Raw genomic sequence first — 18,786 nt, 5'->3', positions numbered from 1 at the left:
TATATCAAATGAAATCAGAACTTTTTACTGAGTTTATTGAAAGAATGCTTAAAGGAGAGCTTACCTTAAAAGAAGTAACTGATGTAGCTGTAAATTCATTACAGGCTAATTCTTTGCTTGTTAAAAATCTTGCGAAAAACTTTAAAACAGAAACATTTAAAAAGACTTTAGAAAGCATTAAAGCAGAAAAATATAATCCTGATACCGAGAAGGCTCTTATTTCCATGCTATTAAATTATGCATCAGATGAGCTAGTAGCCCCAGATTCTGAAGTTTCTTTATCAAGAAAAAAAGAAATTATTAAGGAAGTGCTTGAGTCAGGAAAGGCGGAAGACATTTTAAAAGCAGTTTATAAGAAAAATAAATGGTTTGTAAGCGGTCCGGCGCAAATGTTTTTTGCAGTGGACAAAGGTTATATGAATCTAATAAGGTTTATATGTTTTGCTATTACTGAAAACGGCGCGGTAAAGGGGAATTTGGATTCTAGTTTGTTAGCAAGATTTTTTTATTATTTATATATGGATAAGTGTGAAAGATTTAATATTATTCCTAATGAACAAGAGTTTTTAGGGTTTGTTGATAGAACATTCCATATAATTAAAGATACTCCGGGTTACTCTTCTATATCGATTAATATAACATTTGAGATCGCAAATATTCAGAAATATGCACAGGCTCAATATCGCTTAAACCAACAAAAAACAGCAATGGGTAAGATCGCTATTGATGATGCTTTTCGATTTAGGTTTACGAGAATAAAAACTTATCAAAAATACGGCAAACTCAATGACCTTCCTGAAAACTGGTACCGCCGGGATTTAACCCAAAACTACAATGAAGAAGGTGAATACATTTACTCAAAAGAACTTCGTGATTGCGAGATTAATTTTGCTCCGAAGCGTGAACGCTGGGCAACGGTATTCAGTCCTTGGTTTTATGCAAGCCACTTCCCTTTGGGATTAGTGCCGCAAGGTGCTGAAAGAGCGGAAGACCTAAGATGGCAGGGGCTGCAAAATATACGTCATTGGGCATTAATACCATTTAAATTGGGTGTGGGAGTAGCAATTATTTCGGCAGTGCTTGGTTTAGGAATAGGTTTGATTATTGCGCAAATTGCGTTTATTTTGGCAGGGCTGATAACAGCGACTATTTCCATATCAGTAGGAACAGTAAAAGCGCTTGATGTAGGGCAGATTTTTCACAGATTATCAAACGCTATTAATTCATTTCTGCCGATGAGTGAGAAACAAATAATAACTTCAAGACGGGCAAATCTAAGGAGAGATTTAGCTGCGAGTAAAATAACCAGAGACGACCTTAAGGCTGATGTCTTGATAGTATGCGGAAACGAAGACGTTGATCGTTATGAAGATTTACTAAGGTTGTATGCAGAAGAGAAAGTGAAATATTTGATATTATCCGGCGGAATAGGCAGAGCAACACCGCAGCTTTTATTTAATGCAATAAAGAAAGGATACAAATTTGATAACTTAGAAGTTAGGGATGGAAAGATTTTTCTTAAAAGAGACGACGGTACAGTAAGTGAAATAACGAAGTCCGGCCAAGGAGTAAGCGAGGCAGAAATAATTTATGAAATAATGAACCATATGAGGACTAAACTTAATATTGAAATTAGCGATGAAAGGTTTGAATCAATAAGACTTGAAAAAAGTTCAAGAACAACGATAGAAAATTTTAAATACTCCATAGAAAATAATAAGGATTTATTTGAAGAAAATGCTGTTGTTGCCTATTCAGCAAAACCGGATCAGCAACTGCGCACTCTAATAACATTTAATTCGGTAATGGATTCTATTAAAAGGAAGGGTCTGGTTGGGGTGAGTTATTCTGATGAAAACGCCATGAAGAATTTTGCCAACGATATTCAGGACGAAATAATGGTTAGAGAAATGCAGCGGTTAATAGTTTTCTTGGCAATAAATATCATAGATTCTAAAGGAGTTGTTGACAAAAAATATTTTAAGGAATGCCTGAATTCTTTTGTTGCATTTATGGAAGCAAATCCAAATAAAGAAAAACTGAATGATATAATAATTAACGGTATAAGCAATGCTTATGTTACAGAAGATAAAACCAAAAGGGAAAAACAATGGGAATTATTTCCAACTGCAGAAGTGTTTTTATCAAAGATTCCCAAAGATTTGAGGACACCGCAGTTTGACCAGTATATTGAAGGTTTGTATATTCGGGCAGGCAGGGGCGAGGAAGTAAAAGCGCCCGTTAAAAAAATCACTACGGGATTTCCAGCTGTAAGAAATATATTGACGTTAGGAATTGATAGACAAAATTTTGATATGAGAAGCATTTTTACAGGGTCAAGAATAATACTTTGGATAAAACGGCAAATTGCGAAGAGGCTGCCGGTTTATCGATATGCGCCTGAACTTCTAGGAAAACATTATGTTGTGCTTTCTTCAAACTTTAATGAATCAGTGGATAAAGTGCGAAATATAGCTGAAGAAGGGATGAACTGCATATCTATAGCGCCTTTGCCAGAAAGTTATACAGGCAGTGCTGTAAACTTGAGTAAACCTATTAAAGAAGGCGGCAGAAATTTAGGAAAAGTTAATGTTGAGGGGATAAATATCGAAATTTCGGCCGAGAAAATACAAACAAAAAAAGGAAGTTTCTGGCAGTTGTATTATAATTTGGAAAAGGGGGCTGTGATTGTGGAGGAAATGAAACGGTTGTTTAATGCCAGGTCTTTAACATCAATTGCCGAGTGGTTAAAAGGAAATTCGGCCGCTTTAGAATTTATGGGAAAATCTATAGACACCTTCAATCTTGACATAATTGAGATGGATGATTATTTGTCGGTTCCTGAATTGATAAAAGATCGCATCAATAAAATTGTTTTTAAAAATTCAGTTTTAGTGCACTTCGGAAATAGGGATGAATCGGAAATATCATTGCCTGCCAGAGAAAAAATAGCTAAGGAATTTAAAGGATTGGGAAAAGACATCTTATTTAAAAAGGCATTTGACGTCGAAATTGAAGAAAGCGCCAAAATTGCTGACAGCCTTAAAACTATAGAAGCCGTTTCAAAAATAAAGAAAGAAGAGCTGCTTGCAAAAACCGAACCTTCTGTTTATGAAAATCTTTCAACCGTGGGCAAAAGCGAAGAAGAGATAATAGAACATATAAAAAATCATAACGAAATGGGTATAGACACTTTTATAATTATCGGAGCCGATTTTAAACAAGCTGCAAATTTAACTAAAAAGTTTGAAGCAGAGATAAAAAATAAGCAAATGCATTTTATTATTAATTATGAAATTAATATTGCAAGTGACATTACCGCGCAAGAAAAAGACATATTGAAATTACTTAAATTAGGGGCATATGGAGTAAGGCTTAATATGTCGGAAATAAAGGATAGCAAAAAAATTGGCGAAATTGGGAATTTAATGATGAAGCTTAAGGCCAAAATATTGAAAATTAATCCCGAAGCGGTTCTATTAGTTTTACCTTCGGAACTGCCTGAGTTTGAAGCGATCTTTAAAATATCCGATGTAAAAAAAGTCGTAAGATACCTACCGGGAAAAATGCCGGCGCGAGTACCTGAAAACTGCTGGCTTGAGATGAATATAAAGGGATTTAATTTTGAAGAAAATATGGATGTTTCAATAAAAGATGAAATTGAAAAATTGATAAAGGCGGAAGTTAATGTTGTAGGTTTTGATTCAGAAATGACTGATAATCTTGAACTAAATGGCCCTGTAGGCTTTGATATCGGCGGATATTTATTGCGGCTCATAAACAGCAGAAGGGATGAATTTCTAAGAAATCCTGAAGAACGCTTTAAACAGGCTCATTTTACGGCTTTAAAACAAAATGAAAAAGATATTCCGGACATTGCATCTATTTGGGAAGAAATGATTGCTTTGGATAAAGAATATATGGCTTCAGCTGATAATGCAGTAAAAGACAATTCTTTTGTCAATAAAATTTATGAGAAAATAAAAAATCTTCCTAATTATGAAAAGTATGGTGTTTTAAGCGCTTATGTAGAAAGATACCATAAACTTACTGTGGACGAATTAGATCCGGAAAGAAAGAAATTGTATCTTGCCGCTTTAATGGGATTCGTGAGAGGTTTAATGGAAGCAAACGCTTTGAGGAATTATTTGGGCGATATCACAAGAATAACTGATGAGGCAGAAAGAAATAGGTTTGCATGGGGGCTAGTGGAATTTCAGATTCAGACAGGAATACAATTAATGATAAATAAGGACATGAAAGCTAATGAAAGAAAAGCTGTTTTTGAAGGATGGATAGAAAAATTAATTAATGATCCGTCGCTGATTCTGGACGAAGATACTGCGGAATTATTGAAATCAAAAGAGAATTTAAGTTCAAATGAATTTATGAATAGCCTGATTAATTTAGCAGCAAAGGCTGACAAAAATTCTTTGCCAATAATAATAGCGGAAACTTTAATGATTATTGACTTGTCTATTGATACTAAGGCCAAAGACCGCGTAAAAGCATTAAGAGAAGGCGCAAGGCCTGTCCTGCCCGAAGCTCTAAAAGGGCTTATATCCGCTGCATAATTCCGTTCAATTCCAATTTTTGTTAACTCCCTAATTTTCATAAGTTATATAATTTTTCAACTAGTTTTATAATTCTTGACTTATGCTCAATAGTTTGTTAAAATCCTTAATCATTTTGAAGCGATAAGCGAAATTTTGTTATTTGTAATTATTGCTTTCAAACATGTTGTCATGCCCGTGAAAACGGGCATCTATACCGTAATTGAAAGGTGGATTCCGTGTCCCTCCCAAGGCGGGCAGGCAAGCACGGAATGACAGTATTATAAGCTTGTCATCCCGAATTCAGTTCGGGATCTCGTCTTGTGAGGCTGAAGCATTAGGATATCCTTAAATAATAAAATTCGTTGAAATATTGTGTTGGGCAAAAGGGTCCGTAGCTTCCGCCATTAAGTTGTTGGCGGAGACCCAGCACATAGAATATGTGCTGGACAAGTGCTGCAACTGACGGAGTTTACCCCGCACAAAATGGGTCCGTAGCTCAATTGGATAGAGCGCCAGACTTCGAATCTGTAGGTTAAGGGTTCAAGTCCCTTCGGACCCGGATAATTGTGCGGGGAATCAGTAGGTTAAGGGTTTCCACCAAAGGCGCCTGCCCGCCGCAGGCAGGGATTTCGCAAAAATAGATTAAGCATATTCAAGGTACTCAACAAGTCCTCTTGGGCGCGCAGCTTTTTTACGGGAAATCTGCCGGGACCCTTCAGACCCGGATATTTCAGCTAACAGTGATCAGTAACCAGTGACCAGTGATTAAAAAATAAAACAAGCAAAAGGGTGGGTACAAATTGTACATACCCTTGCCATTGGAACCACGGGTGGCGAACAGCGAATGATATGTGCCAATACTGATTGTCATCTGAACTTGCCTGCCCGCCGTGCCTGCCCCGTTGATTTGGTTTCAAAGAAACCATGCGGGGGGTGGGGTTCAGGATCTAGTTGTTAATTTATCCCGCTTTGCGGGATTTCGCTTATTAAGTTTCTTAAGGAGCTCAAGATGCTGAAATAACAACGAGACCCCGATCCGCCCAGGGCGGATGGGGCGACACATCCGTGTCGATTCAGCATGACATAATAAACAAATAACGACTTATAAGTTTACAGAACATAAAGAGTTTCTAACGCGCTGCTAGCTCAATTGGTAGAGCAAGCGACTCTTAATCGCTAGGTTATAGGTTCGATTCCTATGCAGCGCACATGCAGTGAACAGTAACCAGTTACCAGTTACCAGTGAACAACAATTTGAAATCTTTTTTTGGTTTTTACTGATAACTGTTAACTGATTACTGATCACTGAAAACGCGGACGTGGCGGAATGGCAGACGCGTACGGCTTAGGACCGTATATCGAAAGGTATGGGGGTTCAAGTCCCTCCGTCCGCATGAAACAGTGCATAGTAGATGGTACATAGTATTTAGTTCAAAAAATGAGAGTTAAATATTTTATTGGGGCTTGAATTGACGCGTCCCGATGAGAATCGGGATGGGGTAACCCTTCGGAGTTCAAATCTCCGTCTCGGCATTTGAAAGCAATAAGTCTTAAATATATATTAGAAAGGAAAAAAAATGGCTGATCAAAAGCAGCAGGATCTTAAAGTAAAAGTTTTAGATACAAAACCTTGTTCCATTACTTTGAATGTTGAAGTGCCTCACGGGGAGGTTCTGTGCGAAACTGATAAGGCTTATGAGGAAGTTCACAAAGTGGCAAAAATACCCGGTTTCAGGCCGGGCAAAGCTCCGATGGACATGGTGAAAAAAAATTACACTGAAGCCGTGCGTGAAAAGGTAATTGAAAATCTTCTTCAAAAAACGGTTTTCAAAGCGCTTGAAAGCCAGAACTTTAATCCGTTAAATATCCCGACTATCCATGAAATGAACTTTGATTTTGAAAAACCCTTTATTTTTACAGTTAAAGCGGAGAAGCATCCTGAATTTAAAGTGAAAGACTATAAAGGGATTAAAGTAAAAAAAGAAATCAATATTATAAACGATGAACAGGTATCCAAAACTCTTGAAGGGCTTCGTGAAAGAAATGCCAGTTTGGTTGAATCTAAATCGGAATCGGCAGGGCCAGACAGTTTCTTGACGGTAGATTATGATTGTTTTTTGAGCCTTGAACCTTTGAACGAGCTTTCGGAAAAAAATCAGATGATAGATCTCGGATCAAAGCAGATTATAGCTGGATTCAGAGAAGGGCTTACCGGAGCAAAAAAAGGGGAAGAAAGATCCATTAAATCAAAATTTCCCGAAGACTATCCTAATAAAAAAATTGCCGGCAAAGAGGTCAATTTCAGAGTCAAGATACTTGAAGTTAAGGATAAAATTCTTCCTAACCTTGATGACGAATTTGCAAAGGATTTAGGGGCGGAAAATCTGAATGATTTGAAAACAAAAATTAAGGAATCGCTTGAACATGAAGAAAAAAGAAGGGAAAACGAGGATGTTGAAAAACAAATTTTTGATTATTTGCTGAAATCTAATGATTTTCCTTTGCCGGAATCGTTAATTGAAGAACAAAAAAGCGCTTTAATTGAACGAATGACAAATTATTTAAAAAGACAGGGTGTCAGCCAGGACATGATTAATAAGAATGTGGAACAGCAAAAAGAAAAGTACGTAAAAGACGCAGAAAATACCGTAAAACTTTCCTATATACTGGGCGCGATAGCGAAAGACGAAAAAATTGACGTAACCGAAGATGAACTAAAAGAGGAATACGAAAAAATAAAGAAGGCAAATCCGTCTAAAGAAAAAGAAGTAGAAAAATATTTAAATGAAAACAAAAATAACATTAGGACAGGCATTAAAGAAGAAAAAATATATAAATTTTTAATTGATAACGCGAAAATTACTGAAACAACTAAACGTTAGCAACCAGCAACCGGCGACCGGATACCAGTAAAGGCAAAACAGCAGTTTCATAAAATTTTGAATTTTTACTGGTAGCAGGTAACTGGTCACCGGTCGCACAGTTCACGGAGGCAAATATGCCCGGTACAATACCAACGATTATTGAAAGATGGAATCAAGGGGCAGCTGTAGGCTACGATATTTATTCACGCCTGCTTAAGGACCGCATAATATTTGTCGGCGGTTATGAAGGCGAAGTAACAACCGATTCGGCAAACCTAATTATTGCTCAGCTTCTTTATCTAGAGGCTGAAGATCCCGACAAAGATATAAATCTTTATGTAAATTCACCCGGCGGGATGGTAAGCGCGGGGCTTGCAGTATATGATACAATGGAGTATATCAGGTGCCCCATAACAACGATTTGCATGGGAATGGCAATGTCTTTCGGCGCAATGCTTCTAGCAGCAGGAACTAAAGGAAAACGTTTTGCTCTGCCTCATTCAAGAGTAATGATACACCAGCCGTTAATTTATGGCGGGGGGATATCCGGGAGCGCGACAGATATTAATATTGAAGCTAAAGAAATCCTGAATATGAAAGATAAATTGATAAAAATTCTTTCAAAACACAGCGGACAAAGTGAAGAAAAAATAAGACAAGATTCCGAACGGAATTTTTATATGTCGGCTGTAGAAGCTAAAAACTACGGAATAGTTGACGAAGTAATTGAAACAAGGAAAAAATAAATCGCAATTGAACGAGATCGCTGAAAAAGTGGCAGAAATGTCATTCCTTTATTGTCATCCTGAATTTATTTCAGGATCTCGGTTTTTGGTTTCTTTGGTGTCATCCCGGGCTTGATCCGTGATCTAGTTTTGAAAAGCTGAAACGGATAGGAGATCCTGAACCCCTCCAAAGGCGGGCAGGCAAGTTCAGGATGACCCGCAAAAACGGGTCAGTTCATGACAGTTTGTAACAGACCCAGATCCGCCGCGGCGGACAGGGTGACAGATTAAAAGGCTTTTTCAGCATTATCTCTGAAGAAGTAGCGCGGAAACCGTAAAAAATACTTATGGTAGAAAAAACAACTTCTAACGAACAATCCTGCATATTCTGCAAAAAGGGAAAAGCCAGCGGCCTCCGTTTTATAGGAGGAGAAGGAAATTATGTTTGCGAAGAGTGCATACGAAACTCCAATGAGCTCCTTAATAAAATTGAGCTTGAAGAAAAACGCAGACTATCTAAAGCTTTGCCTAAACCGAAAGAGATAAAAAAGTTTCTGGATGAGTATGTAATCGGCCAGGAAAAAGCAAAAAAATCTCTTTCTGTCGCGGTTTATAATCATTATAAAAGAATTGAGACAACTTCTCTTTCAAAAAACGATGTTGAACTTCAGAAATCAAATATTTTACTGATAGGCCCTACCGGTACCGGTAAAACTCTTCTTGCGCAGACTCTCGCGCGGATGCTTAATGTCCCATTTGCGATGTCGGATGCAACAACTTTGACCGAAGCGGGATATGTCGGCGAGGACGTTGAAAATGTTATCCTCAGGTTATTGCAGAATTGTTCTTTTGAAGTTAAAAAAGCCGAGAGAGGGATTGTTTATATAGATGAAATTGATAAAATTTCGCGGAAATCTGACAGCCCGTCAATAACCAGAGATGTTTCCGGCGAGGGAGTGCAGCAGGCTCTGCTAAAAATACTGGAAGGAACTGCGGCGAATGTTCCTCCTCAAGGCGGAAGGAAACACCCTCTTCAGGAATATATTCAGGTTGATACGACAAATATTATTTTTATATGCGGCGGAGCTTTTGAGGGGCTTGAAAAAGTAGTGGAATATAGATTAAGCGAGAAAAAGCTCGGATTTGTTTCGGATGTAAAAAGTAAAAAAGAAGTAAACCGCGATGAACTCCTTGCCCAAACACAGCCTGAAGACCTTATTAAGTTCGGCCTTATACCCGAGTTTGTAGGCAGGTTGCCGGTTGTTACGGCATTAGAAAGCTTAACGGAAAAAGATTTGGTTAGAATATTAACTCAGCCGAAAAATGCTTTAGTAAAGCAATATCAAAAAATGTTTGCTCTTGAAGGGGTTGAGCTTTTTTTTACCGAAGATTCTCTTGAAGAAATTTCTGCCCAGGCAATTAAGCGCGGGTCCGGAGCAAGGGGATTAAGAGCAATAATGGAAGGTTTGCTGACGGAAGTTATGTATGAACTTCCTGATAAGAAAAATTTTGATACATGCCTGATAGATCTTGAAGTAGTAAAAAAAATCGTTCCTCCAAAATTAACTTTTAAAAAAGGAGCTAAGGAGTCAGCATGAGCCAATTTGATCAAGGCCCGGAAAAAAGATCAGATGCACCGATGCAAATTCCGCCTATTCTTCCTGTTTTGCCTGTAAGAGATATTGTAGTTTTCCCTGCGATGGTTTTACCTCTTGCTGTCGGACGAGAAAAGTCTATAAAAGCGCTGGAAGAAGCCATGTCTGCAAAACGCCTTGTGTTTCTTGTCGCTCAGAAACACGTGCAGACGGAAGATCCGAAACAGGATGACTTATATGAAGTCGGCACCGTTTCGGAAGTGCTGCAGCTGTTAAAGATGCCTGACGGAACATTAAAGGTGCTTGTTGAGGGAATCCAAAGAGCAAAATGGACTGCTTTTAGGCTTAATCAAGCGGGGTATGCTGAAGTTGACATTGCTTTGCTTGTTGAATCAGCTGAAAAAACTCCGGAACTTGAAGCAATGATGAGAAGCTCGGTTTCTTTATTTGAACAGTATGTTCAGCTTAATCCTCGGCTTCCGATGGAAATTTCGGTGGCGGCATCCAACATTACCGATCCTGGCCGTCTTGCTGATACAATTGCCTCGCATCTCCTTATTAAAATACAGGACAAACAGCTCATCCTTGAAATTGCGAATCCGTTTCAGCGGCTTGAAAAATTGGTGACAATAATTAATTCTGAGATAGAAATTTTAAATATTGAACGGCGCATTCAAAACAGGGTAAGAACTCAGATAGAAAAAACCCAGAAAGAATATTATCTTACCGAACAAATGAAGGCAATCCAGAAAGAGTTAAGGCAAAAAGACGATTATGTTAAAGAAATGGAAGAGCTGAAAATTAAGATAAAAGATGCCAGGATGTCTAAAGAGGCTCAGGAAGTTGCGGAAAAAGAGCTCTTGAGGCTTGAAAAGATGATGCCTTTTTCTCCCGAAGCAACTGTAATAAGAACATATCTTGATTGGCTGATAGAACTTCCGTGGTCTGTAAGCACGAAGGATAATCTTGAAATCAGGAATGCGAAAAAAATATTGGACGATGACCATTACGGCCTTGATAAGGTTAAAGACAGGGTTTTGGAATACTTGGCAGTTTTGTCCCGAGTCAAAAAAATTAAGGGCCCGATACTTTGTTTTGTCGGGCCTCCGGGCGTGGGGAAAACATCTATTGCAAAATCGGTAGCCCGGGCATTAGGAAGAAAATTTGTGCGTATATCGCTGGGCGGTGTACGCGATGAAGCTGAAATCAGAGGCCACCGGCGCACTTATATAGGCGCTCTTCCGGGCAGAATACTTCAGTCAATGAGAAAGGTGAAATCCAATAATCCCGTATTTATTTTTGATGAAATTGACAAGATGGGTACGGACTGGCGCGGAGACCCTTCAGCGTCACTGCTTGAGGTTCTTGACCCCGAGCAAAATTATTCTTTTTCCGACCACTATTTGGATGTGGATTTTGATCTTTCAAAGGTAATGTTTATTACGACGGCAAATACCCTTTATAATATTCCTCCTACATTGCTTGACAGGCTTGAAATAATACGGTTTTCAGGTTATACAAACGAGGAAAAAGTGCAAATTGCCAAGAAATTTCTTATGCCGAAGCAGCTGAAAGAACACGGCTTAACTGATCAGGAATTATGTATAAAGGATGGTACAACTAAGGCAATGATAAGTTTTTATACTCACGAAGCAGGCGTAAGAAACCTAGAAAGGGAGATCGCAAATCTATGCAGAAAAGTCGCAAAGCATTTGGCTTTCAATAAAAACCAAAAATGCGCGACTGTGACACCTGAAAATTTAAATAAATTCTTAGGAATTCCTGAATTTCAGAAAGTAAAAATTGCTTCCAATGACATAGGTGTTGCTACGGGGCTCGCCTGGACGGAAGTCGGAGGAGAAACTTTGACCATAGAAGTAAATAAAATGAGAGGGAAAGGATCTCTAAGTTTGACCGGAAAACTTGGGGACGTTATGAAAGAATCGGCTCAGGCCGCGCTTTCTTATGTCAAAGCCAACGCAAAATCTTTAAATTTAAATGACAAGATGTTTAGTGAAATAGATTTTCATGTCCATGTGCCTGAAGGAGCTGTTCCTAAAGACGGCCCCAGCGCGGGAATAGCAATAGCAACTGCTTTGGCATCGGTTGCAACCGGAAAGCGGATAAAAAAAGATATCGCAATGACAGGCGAGGTTACATTACGAGGAAGAGTTTTGCCTATAGGCGGATTAAAAGAAAAAGTTCTTGCGGCGTATAGGGAAGGCGTTAAAACCGTAATTTATCCCGAAGGAAATAAAAAAGATCTTGAGGATATTCCTAAAGATATTCAGAAAAAGATAAAGCTTATACCGGTTAAACATATGGATCAGGTATTGCATCTGTCCATTGAAAAAATGTAGAGAAAATTTATGGAGTCGCGGGGCTTCCCCGTCTTAAAAGGCGTTGAACAGTTCAACAGTTGAACTGTTCAACTGTTAAACAACTTCCCAAAAAATGCGGTTCAATGGGGGGCTTTAGGAACGATTAGTAGCCAAGAAATCTTTGATATTTCATATTTGATTTTAAATATAATAATGGAGGATTATTTAATCATGAAAAAGCATTATTTACTTACACCGGGGCCTACCCCAATCCCGCCGGAAGTAGCACTGAAAGAATCTTTGCCTATTCTGCACCACAGAACCAGCGAGTTTGGCAACATTTTTGTAGATGTGTCCGAAGGCCTAAAGTATGTGTTTCAGACGAAAAATGATGTTTTTATTTTAGCTTCTTCAGGAACAGGAGCAATGGAATCTTCAATAGTTAATATCTTGAGCCCGGGAGACGAAGCTTTAGTTGCTTCTTGCGGTAATTTTGGTGAAAGATGGGTAAAAATTCTTGATACTTATGGAATCAAATGTCAGTTAATATCCGCAGAATGGGGAAAAGCAGTTAATCCCAGCGATGTTGAAAAAGCTTTAAAAGCCAATAAAAATATTAAAGCGGTTTATACTACTTTTACCGAAACTTCCACCGGGGTATATAATGATATTGAAAAAATAGGAAAAATTGTTTCTCAAACGCCGTCTGTTTTGGTAGTTGACACAATATCAGGGCTTGCGGGCCAAAAATTTCTGACTGACGAATGGAATGTAGATATTAATGTTTCAGGTTCCCAAAAGGGCCTAATGCTTGCGCCGGGACTTGCGTTTGCTTCAGTAAACCTGAAAGCATGGAGATTTGTGGAGACTGCAAAATTGCCGAGATTTTATTGGGACTACAGAAAAATGAAAAAGTCTATAGAGACAAAAGAGACGCCTTTTACGCCGGCAGTTACATTAATTGTAGCTCTTCAGGAATCTATACGGCTGATAAAAGAAAGAGGAATTGAAAATATATGGAATGACTGCTCGCTTCTTGCAAGAGCCGCCCGTTCCGGAATGAAAGCCCTCGGGCTTGAATTGTACGGTGAACCTCCTTGCGATGTTGTTACTTCGGCAAAAGTGCCGGCAAATATTGACGGGGGAAAAATTGTCAAGATGTTAAGAGAAGAATTCGGAGTGTCTATAGCCGGAGGACAAGGCCAGCTGAAGGGAAAAATTATAAGATTTGCCCATATGGGATATATAGGAAAAGCAGACCTATTGGTTGGATTTTCATGTTTGGAGATGGTTATGTCCAAACTTGGGCATAAGTTTGAAAAAGGAAAAGCAGTAGCTGCCGCGGAAGAGGAATTACTAAAGGGATAAAAAAAGCGGGCCCGCCCCTATAAAACGTGGGGCGAAGTCTCGTCCCGATATATCGGGACGGAAAAGGAAAATAAAATGTATAAAATTTTAATGACTTACAACAATACCGAAGGATTGGAAAAACTTCTTAAAAACAAAGATTTTAAAATTGAGATTCATGAAAAACCTAGCCCCGAACAATTTAAAGAACTTATTAAAGGTTACGACGGCTTAATGATCCGTTCCGAAGTAAAAGTAACCGAAGACATCATCAAAGCTTCTGACAAATTAAGATTTATCGGAAGGGCGGGGACGGGCGTGGATAATGTAGATACAAAAGCCGCGACAACAAAAGGAATAGTGGTTGCAAATGTTCCGGGAGGAAATACAATTTCTGCCGCTGAGCATACTATAGGGCTTATTTTGTCTCTTGCTAGAAACATTCCCGACGCCCATACTGCTTTGAAAAACAAAGAATGGAAAAGAGAAAAATTTATGGGGACAGAACTTCAGGGCAAAACTCTTGGCCTTATAGGGTTAGGAAGAATCGGTCGCGAAGTTGCAATAAGAATGATTGCTTTTGGAATGAAAATAATTGCCTACGATCCGTTTGCCAGTAAAGAATTTTCCCAAGGACTCGGAGTAGAACTGAAAACTTTAGATGAAGTTTACGCGCAGTCAGACTACATTTCAATTCATTCGCCTCTTAATGAGACAACTAAAAATATGATTAATGCGGAAGCTCTAAAGAAAATGAAAAAGGGAATACGGATTATTAATTGTGCAAGGGGCGGTATTATTGACGAAAAAGCGCTTGCGGATGCGATAAAAGACGGGCATGTAAAAGGCGCTGCCATAGACGTGTATGCCAAAGAACCGCCTGTTGACTGGACAATAATTGAGTCGCCAAATACGGTAGTTACGCCGCATCTTGCCGCTTCAACAGAAGAAGCCCAGGTAAAGATTGCTCAGGAGTTAAGCGAAGTTGTAATTGATTATTTTACAAAAGGGCTTATACGTAATGCGGTAAATGTTCCGACGGTTGATTGGGAGACCTATAAAAAACTTGAACCTTATATTTCGCTGGCCGAAATGATCGGTTCTTTTCAGAGCCAGGTTGTTGAAGGAGGCGTTACCGCAGTTGAATTGGATTATCAGGGAGCCATTTCTGAAATCAATACTAACCCTTTGCTTGTCGGATACCTTAAAGGGATGCTTTCAAATGTTATGGATAATGTTATCGTTAATTTTGTGAACGCGCCTCACTTGGCAAGGGAAAGAGGAATTAAAATTATTGAAATGAATACAAAAGAATGCGATGATTATTCCGGCCTTATCTCTGCAAAGATAAAAACCGACAAAGAAGAATTTACTGTTTCAGGAACTTTGTTCGGCCATAAAACGCCCAGGTTTGTAAATATAGGCGGAGTTCCTGTAGAAATTTCTCCTTCAAAATGCATGCTTATGCTTACTAATATTGACCGGCCGGGCGTTGTCGGGCAAATAGGCACTCTTTTAGGAAAAAACAGTATAAATATCGCCGGAATGCAGGTTGGAAGAAGAGAACAGGGCGGAGAAGCCGTTACCATTATTACTATAGATGCCTGCGTTTCAGATGATTTAATAAAACAGATCGGAAAAATGTCCGGTATAAACAAAGTGAAATATATTTCAATGAAGTGATGCGGACAAAAATGAGACCAGCGACCAGCCACCAGATACCGGTAAAGACAAAAAGAAGTAAAATCTTCTAGAGTATTAAAATTTATCCCATTGAGCCGCTAATGAGTCGAGCATTTTTTGAGGAATTCTTCGGTTTTTCGTGTTTGAGCCCCATCCTGGCCGAAGCCGAAGGGGCGAGTCCTTCGACAAGCTCAGGATGGTGAGCCTGCCGAACCATTGAAAAACCGCCTAAAAAATGCGAGCGAATGGCTCACGGGGTGCGTTTCTTTTGGTTACTTTTCTTTGGGCAAGTAAAGAAAAGTAATTCAGGGGTGCAGGGGCGGGACAGCCCCGCGACTTTTCTCATGTATTTGAATAAATTTTCAAAAGGAACACATTAAATACCCGCTAAAAGATAAATATTAAAGAATAAAATGATTGCAATAGAAACAAAAAATCTAACCAAAATCTATAGAAAAAGCCATTTAGGGAAAATGTCCTTAACAACGGGTATAAAAGATTTGTCTATATCCATAAATAAAGGAGAAATATTCGGCCTGCTTGGCTTAAACGGATCTGGAAAAACTACTACTATTAAACTTCTTTTAGGTTTATTAACTCCTACATCCGGAGAGTCTTTTATTTTAGGAGAAAAAATACCTTCCACAAAAGTGCTGCGAAAAATAGGATTTATGCCTGAAGTGCCTTATTTTTACCGATACCTAACTGCGTCTGAGATCCTGAGATTTTACGGTGAAATGTCTGAAATCAAAAACACAAAGAAAAAGGTTGATGAATTACTGAATTTAGTTGGGCTAACTGAAAGAAAAGACAAAAAACTTTCGGAATATTCCAAAGGCATGCTTCAGCGCATTGCTATCGCTCAAAGTCTTTTGCATGATCCGGATATTTTAATTTATGACGAGCCGGTAAGCGGCCTTGATCCTTTGGCAATAACTGAAATGCGAAATTTGCTGTTAAAATTAAAAAGTGAAGGGAAAACAATATTTTTGTCTTCACATCTTATTTCCGAAGTTGAAAAAGTTTCAGACCGTGTTGCCATATTGGCGCAAGGGTCTTTAGTAAGAATAATAGAGCAGAATAAACTGGTTTCAAAAGAGGGAGAATTAGAAAAAATATTTATTTCGGATGTTTCGGGGACATCTGAGCTTGGAAGAATAAAGATATGAGGAAAATATTATCTATTGCCCACTATACTTTTGTTGAAAATACAAGAAATAAAATATTTTATGTACTTGTGCTTTTTGGAGTCGTGATAGTTGCAGCATCTTCGCTTATTGGCGCAATTTCAGGAGAACAAAATACACGAGTTCTCTTGGATTTCGGTCTTGGGTCAATAGAATTTTTTGCCCTGATATCAATTAGTTTTTCTGCGGTTACCCTTATACTTGAAGAAATGGAACAAAAAACTATTTACTTGGTTTTGACCAGGCCAGTTTCAAGGTCATCCTATCTCATCGGGAGATTTACGGGTCTTTTGGCAGCTGTTCTTTGCGGTATGGCTTTAATGGCTATTGTGCATTTGGGAGTACTTTTTCTTAACGGTTGGAAATTTACTCCGCGCTATATTTTAGGTTTGTGCCTTTCAGGGGAGAAAATAATGGTAATCGGATCTTTAGCATTGTTTTTTTCGCTTTTCTCCACATCCGCGGTATCTTCCATAAGTTTTACGGTATTTTTCTGGATTTTAGGCCATTTCAGCCAGGAGATAAATTTCATAAGTAATAGAACAAAAGACGTAATACCTAAGGTTTTAGGAAAAATAATTTATTATCTTATTCCTAATCTTCAATATTTCAACTTACGCGATTTTTGGGACGTGCCCGGTATTTTGGGAAGTTGGATTGTAATATCTATCGGCTATGGCTTGATATATAGTCTTTTTTTCTTAGTGCTTTCTCTTTGGTTTTTTAAATATAAAGAATTTTAAGTTGATATAAAATGCAAAAAATTAGAAAAAGATTTTTATTACTGCTGTTTTTCTTGTTGTTTATTATATTTGCCGGCAATATTCTTTATTCCAAAGTTTTCAACTATCCGCTTCCTCCGTCCAATATATCTCCCGTACAAAATTTCATAATTTTAGATTTAACAAGCGTTATTACGGGGCTAAGGCGCCTTGGTGCTGACATTGCCTGGGTTCAGCTGCTGCAATATTATGCTTCTCCGGAAAAACCTCTTGATAAGGAAACAGAATATAAACTTTCTATTGATATGACCAAATATCTTTTTGGCTATCCCGTGGAAAAAACAATTTGCCGCGAGGAAGGCTGTAACGTTGAGACTCACTATCATCCTCCTATAGAAGGCGGTGAATACAAAGATCTTTTAAAATATTGCCTCAGGATTGTGAATCTTGACCCGTTTTTCTTTTATGTTTATCTTTATGGGAGCGGGGCATTAGCCTGGAACCATAACAGGACTGACGAGGCGCTGGAATTGCTTCAAGCCGGCATAAAGAATATGGAAAAATTCAAACTTAATATTACTTCGGATTTACATCAACCGTACTGGCAATTTAATATCTATGCAAGCGCGATTATTTATAGAAAAAAGGGAGAAGATATAAAAATGATTTCTCTCATTGAAACGGCGGCTGTACAACCCGAAGCGCCGAATTTAATTAAGGCAATACTTGCAAATATTTATCAAAAAAGTAAAAAATTTGATTTAGCTCTTAAATTTTGGACTATTATTTACGACAGCAAAGATCCTGAATACTCAGTAAAAGCTAAAGAAAAAATTATTGAACTTAAAAAACTCTTAAGTGAAAATTAAAAATTCTATTAAATTGTAGTTTGACCGTTATCGGCAAATTTAGTAAAATTTTAGATAGAATTTCAGCGGTTCGGCGGACAGGCCGCAGGTTGTTTTAAAGCAAAGAGTTTTTTCTAAGTACCAATTACCATTTACCCCGTTAGAGAAGGCCGCCGACTTCTATCAATGGGTAGAAAGCATGTTGTTAGATGGCGATGTAATGCCGTCATATTTATTCGCGAAGCACCCGTTGTCTCTAACGGGGTTTACTAATTACTGTCGTTGACGGGGGTTGGCTCAGCTGGTAGAGCGCTCGGTTCGGGACCGAGAGGTCGGCAGTTCAAATCTGCCACCCCCGAGATTATTAGAAGGTGCGGGAGAACTGAGATCGTGGGTTTCCACCAAAGGCGGATTTCATTTTATTTAGGAAAGTTAGGTATTCAACAAATCCCGCCTGCCCTTCGAAGCTATGTAATCAATGTGGCGGATAGCCGCGTATAATTGATTACATGTCAGCGAAGTAGGGCCTTCCCGACCATTTATATGGTGCGGGGGAACAGAGGTCGGCAGTTTCCGCCAAAGGCGCCTGCCCGCCGCAGGCAGGGATTTCGCAAAGATTAAGATCAGTTTTAGGAGCTCAACAAATCTGCCACCCCCGAGATTATTCTGAAGCAATATGGCTGAAAATAAAAGGGTAAAAACGATAATTAAGGGCAGTGTCCAAGGAATAGGTTATCGCTGGTTTGTTCAAGATGCAGCGCGTGAAATGCAGATAAAAGGATGGGTAAAAAACCTTTATGACGGGAGCGTGGAAATAGAGGCAGAAGGAGAAAAGAAAAAATTAGAAAAGTTTTTGAAATCCCTATCTAAAAATCCGTACGCAAAAATATCGTCAATACAAAGCGATTGGGAAGAAATAGTTAAGGAAAAATATTCTA

General features: G+C 38.6%; 11 protein-coding genes and 4 tRNA genes. All 15 read left to right on the top strand.

Annotation, left to right across the window (positions count from 1 at the left end; genetic code table 11):
* A partial coding sequence (locus NT145_07360; protein MCX5782500.1) for a hypothetical protein occupies positions 1-4,574 on the top strand: 4,574 nt, incomplete at its 5' end.
* Positions 4,575-5,041: 467 nt separating this feature from the next.
* A tRNA-Arg gene (locus NT145_07355) sits at positions 5,042-5,115 on the top strand.
* A 576-nt stretch (positions 5,116-5,691) separates the two neighbouring features.
* Positions 5,692-5,764 (top strand) — tRNA-Lys (locus tag NT145_07350).
* Positions 5,765-5,869: 105 nt separating this feature from the next.
* Positions 5,870-5,950 (top strand) — tRNA-Leu (locus NT145_07345).
* Positions 5,951-6,133: 183 nt separating this feature from the next.
* A complete protein-coding gene (gene tig / locus NT145_07340) occupies positions 6,134-7,438 on the top strand; it encodes a trigger factor (GenBank protein MCX5782499.1) in 1,305 nt (434 codons plus the stop codon).
* A gap of 116 nt (positions 7,439-7,554) precedes the next feature.
* Positions 7,555-8,166 carry an ATP-dependent Clp protease proteolytic subunit gene (locus tag NT145_07335; protein ID MCX5782498.1) on the top strand — a complete coding sequence of 204 codons (612 nt, stop codon included), beginning with the start codon at positions 7,555-7,557 and terminating at the stop codon, positions 8,164-8,166.
* A gap of 326 nt (positions 8,167-8,492) precedes the next feature.
* A complete protein-coding gene (gene clpX / locus NT145_07330; protein ID MCX5782497.1) occupies positions 8,493-9,743 on the top strand; it encodes an ATP-dependent Clp protease ATP-binding subunit ClpX in 1,251 nt (416 codons plus the stop codon).
* Complete coding sequence (gene lon, locus NT145_07325) at positions 9,740-12,100, top strand: endopeptidase La (GenBank protein MCX5782496.1); 2,361 nt, start codon at positions 9,740-9,742, stop codon at positions 12,098-12,100. Before clpX ends, lon begins: the two co-directional genes overlap by 4 nt.
* A 192-nt stretch (positions 12,101-12,292) precedes the next feature.
* A complete protein-coding gene (locus NT145_07320) occupies positions 12,293-13,429 on the top strand; it encodes an alanine--glyoxylate aminotransferase family protein (protein ID MCX5782495.1) in 1,137 nt (378 codons plus the stop codon).
* 75 nt (positions 13,430-13,504) lie between these two features.
* Positions 13,505-15,091: a phosphoglycerate dehydrogenase gene (serA, locus tag NT145_07315; GenBank protein MCX5782494.1), complete on the top strand. Its 1,587-nt coding sequence runs from the start codon at positions 13,505-13,507 to the stop codon at positions 15,089-15,091.
* Between the two features lie 413 nt (positions 15,092-15,504).
* Positions 15,505-16,260: an ABC transporter ATP-binding protein gene (locus NT145_07310; protein MCX5782493.1), complete on the top strand. Its 756-nt coding sequence runs from the start codon at positions 15,505-15,507 to the stop codon at positions 16,258-16,260.
* Positions 16,257-17,021 (top strand): ABC transporter permease subunit, encoded by a 765-nt coding sequence (locus NT145_07305; protein ID MCX5782492.1) that lies wholly within the window; start codon positions 16,257-16,259, stop codon positions 17,019-17,021. Before NT145_07310 ends, NT145_07305 begins: the two co-directional genes overlap by 4 nt.
* Before the next feature lie 11 nt (positions 17,022-17,032).
* The gene (locus NT145_07300) at positions 17,033-17,869 is read left to right on the top strand and encodes a hypothetical protein (GenBank protein MCX5782491.1); all 837 of its coding nucleotides are present in this window, start codon (positions 17,033-17,035) and stop codon (positions 17,867-17,869) included.
* A gap of 265 nt (positions 17,870-18,134) precedes the next feature.
* Positions 18,135-18,207 (top strand) — tRNA-Pro (locus NT145_07295).
* Between the two features lie 317 nt (positions 18,208-18,524).
* On the top strand, positions 18,525-18,786 hold a 262-nt coding region (locus NT145_07290), incomplete at its 3' end, for an acylphosphatase (protein MCX5782490.1).

It is taken from the genome of Elusimicrobiota bacterium, from assembly GCA_026388075.1.
Lineage (GTDB): Bacteria > Elusimicrobiota > Endomicrobiia > Endomicrobiales > JAPLKN01 > JAPLKN01.
This window is presented reverse-complemented; position numbering and strand designations above follow the sequence as displayed.

Coding starts and splice junctions, on each gene's coding strand:
- NT145_07335 (MCX5782498.1), top strand. CDS start 7,555: ATGCCCGGTACAATACCAACGATTATTGAAAGATGGAATCAAGGGGCA.
- NT145_07305 (MCX5782492.1), top strand. CDS start 16,257: ATGAGGAAAATATTATCTATTGCCCACTATACTTTTGTTGAAAATACA.
- NT145_07310 (MCX5782493.1), top strand. CDS start 15,505: ATGATTGCAATAGAAACAAAAAATCTAACCAAAATCTATAGAAAAAGC.
- clpX (MCX5782497.1), top strand. CDS start 8,493: ATGGTAGAAAAAACAACTTCTAACGAACAATCCTGCATATTCTGCAAA.
- lon (MCX5782496.1), top strand. CDS start 9,740: ATGAGCCAATTTGATCAAGGCCCGGAAAAAAGATCAGATGCACCGATG.
- NT145_07320 (MCX5782495.1), top strand. CDS start 12,293: ATGAAAAAGCATTATTTACTTACACCGGGGCCTACCCCAATCCCGCCG.
- tig (MCX5782499.1), top strand. CDS start 6,134: ATGGCTGATCAAAAGCAGCAGGATCTTAAAGTAAAAGTTTTAGATACA.
- NT145_07300 (MCX5782491.1), top strand. CDS start 17,033: ATGCAAAAAATTAGAAAAAGATTTTTATTACTGCTGTTTTTCTTGTTG.
- serA (MCX5782494.1), top strand. CDS start 13,505: ATGTATAAAATTTTAATGACTTACAACAATACCGAAGGATTGGAAAAA.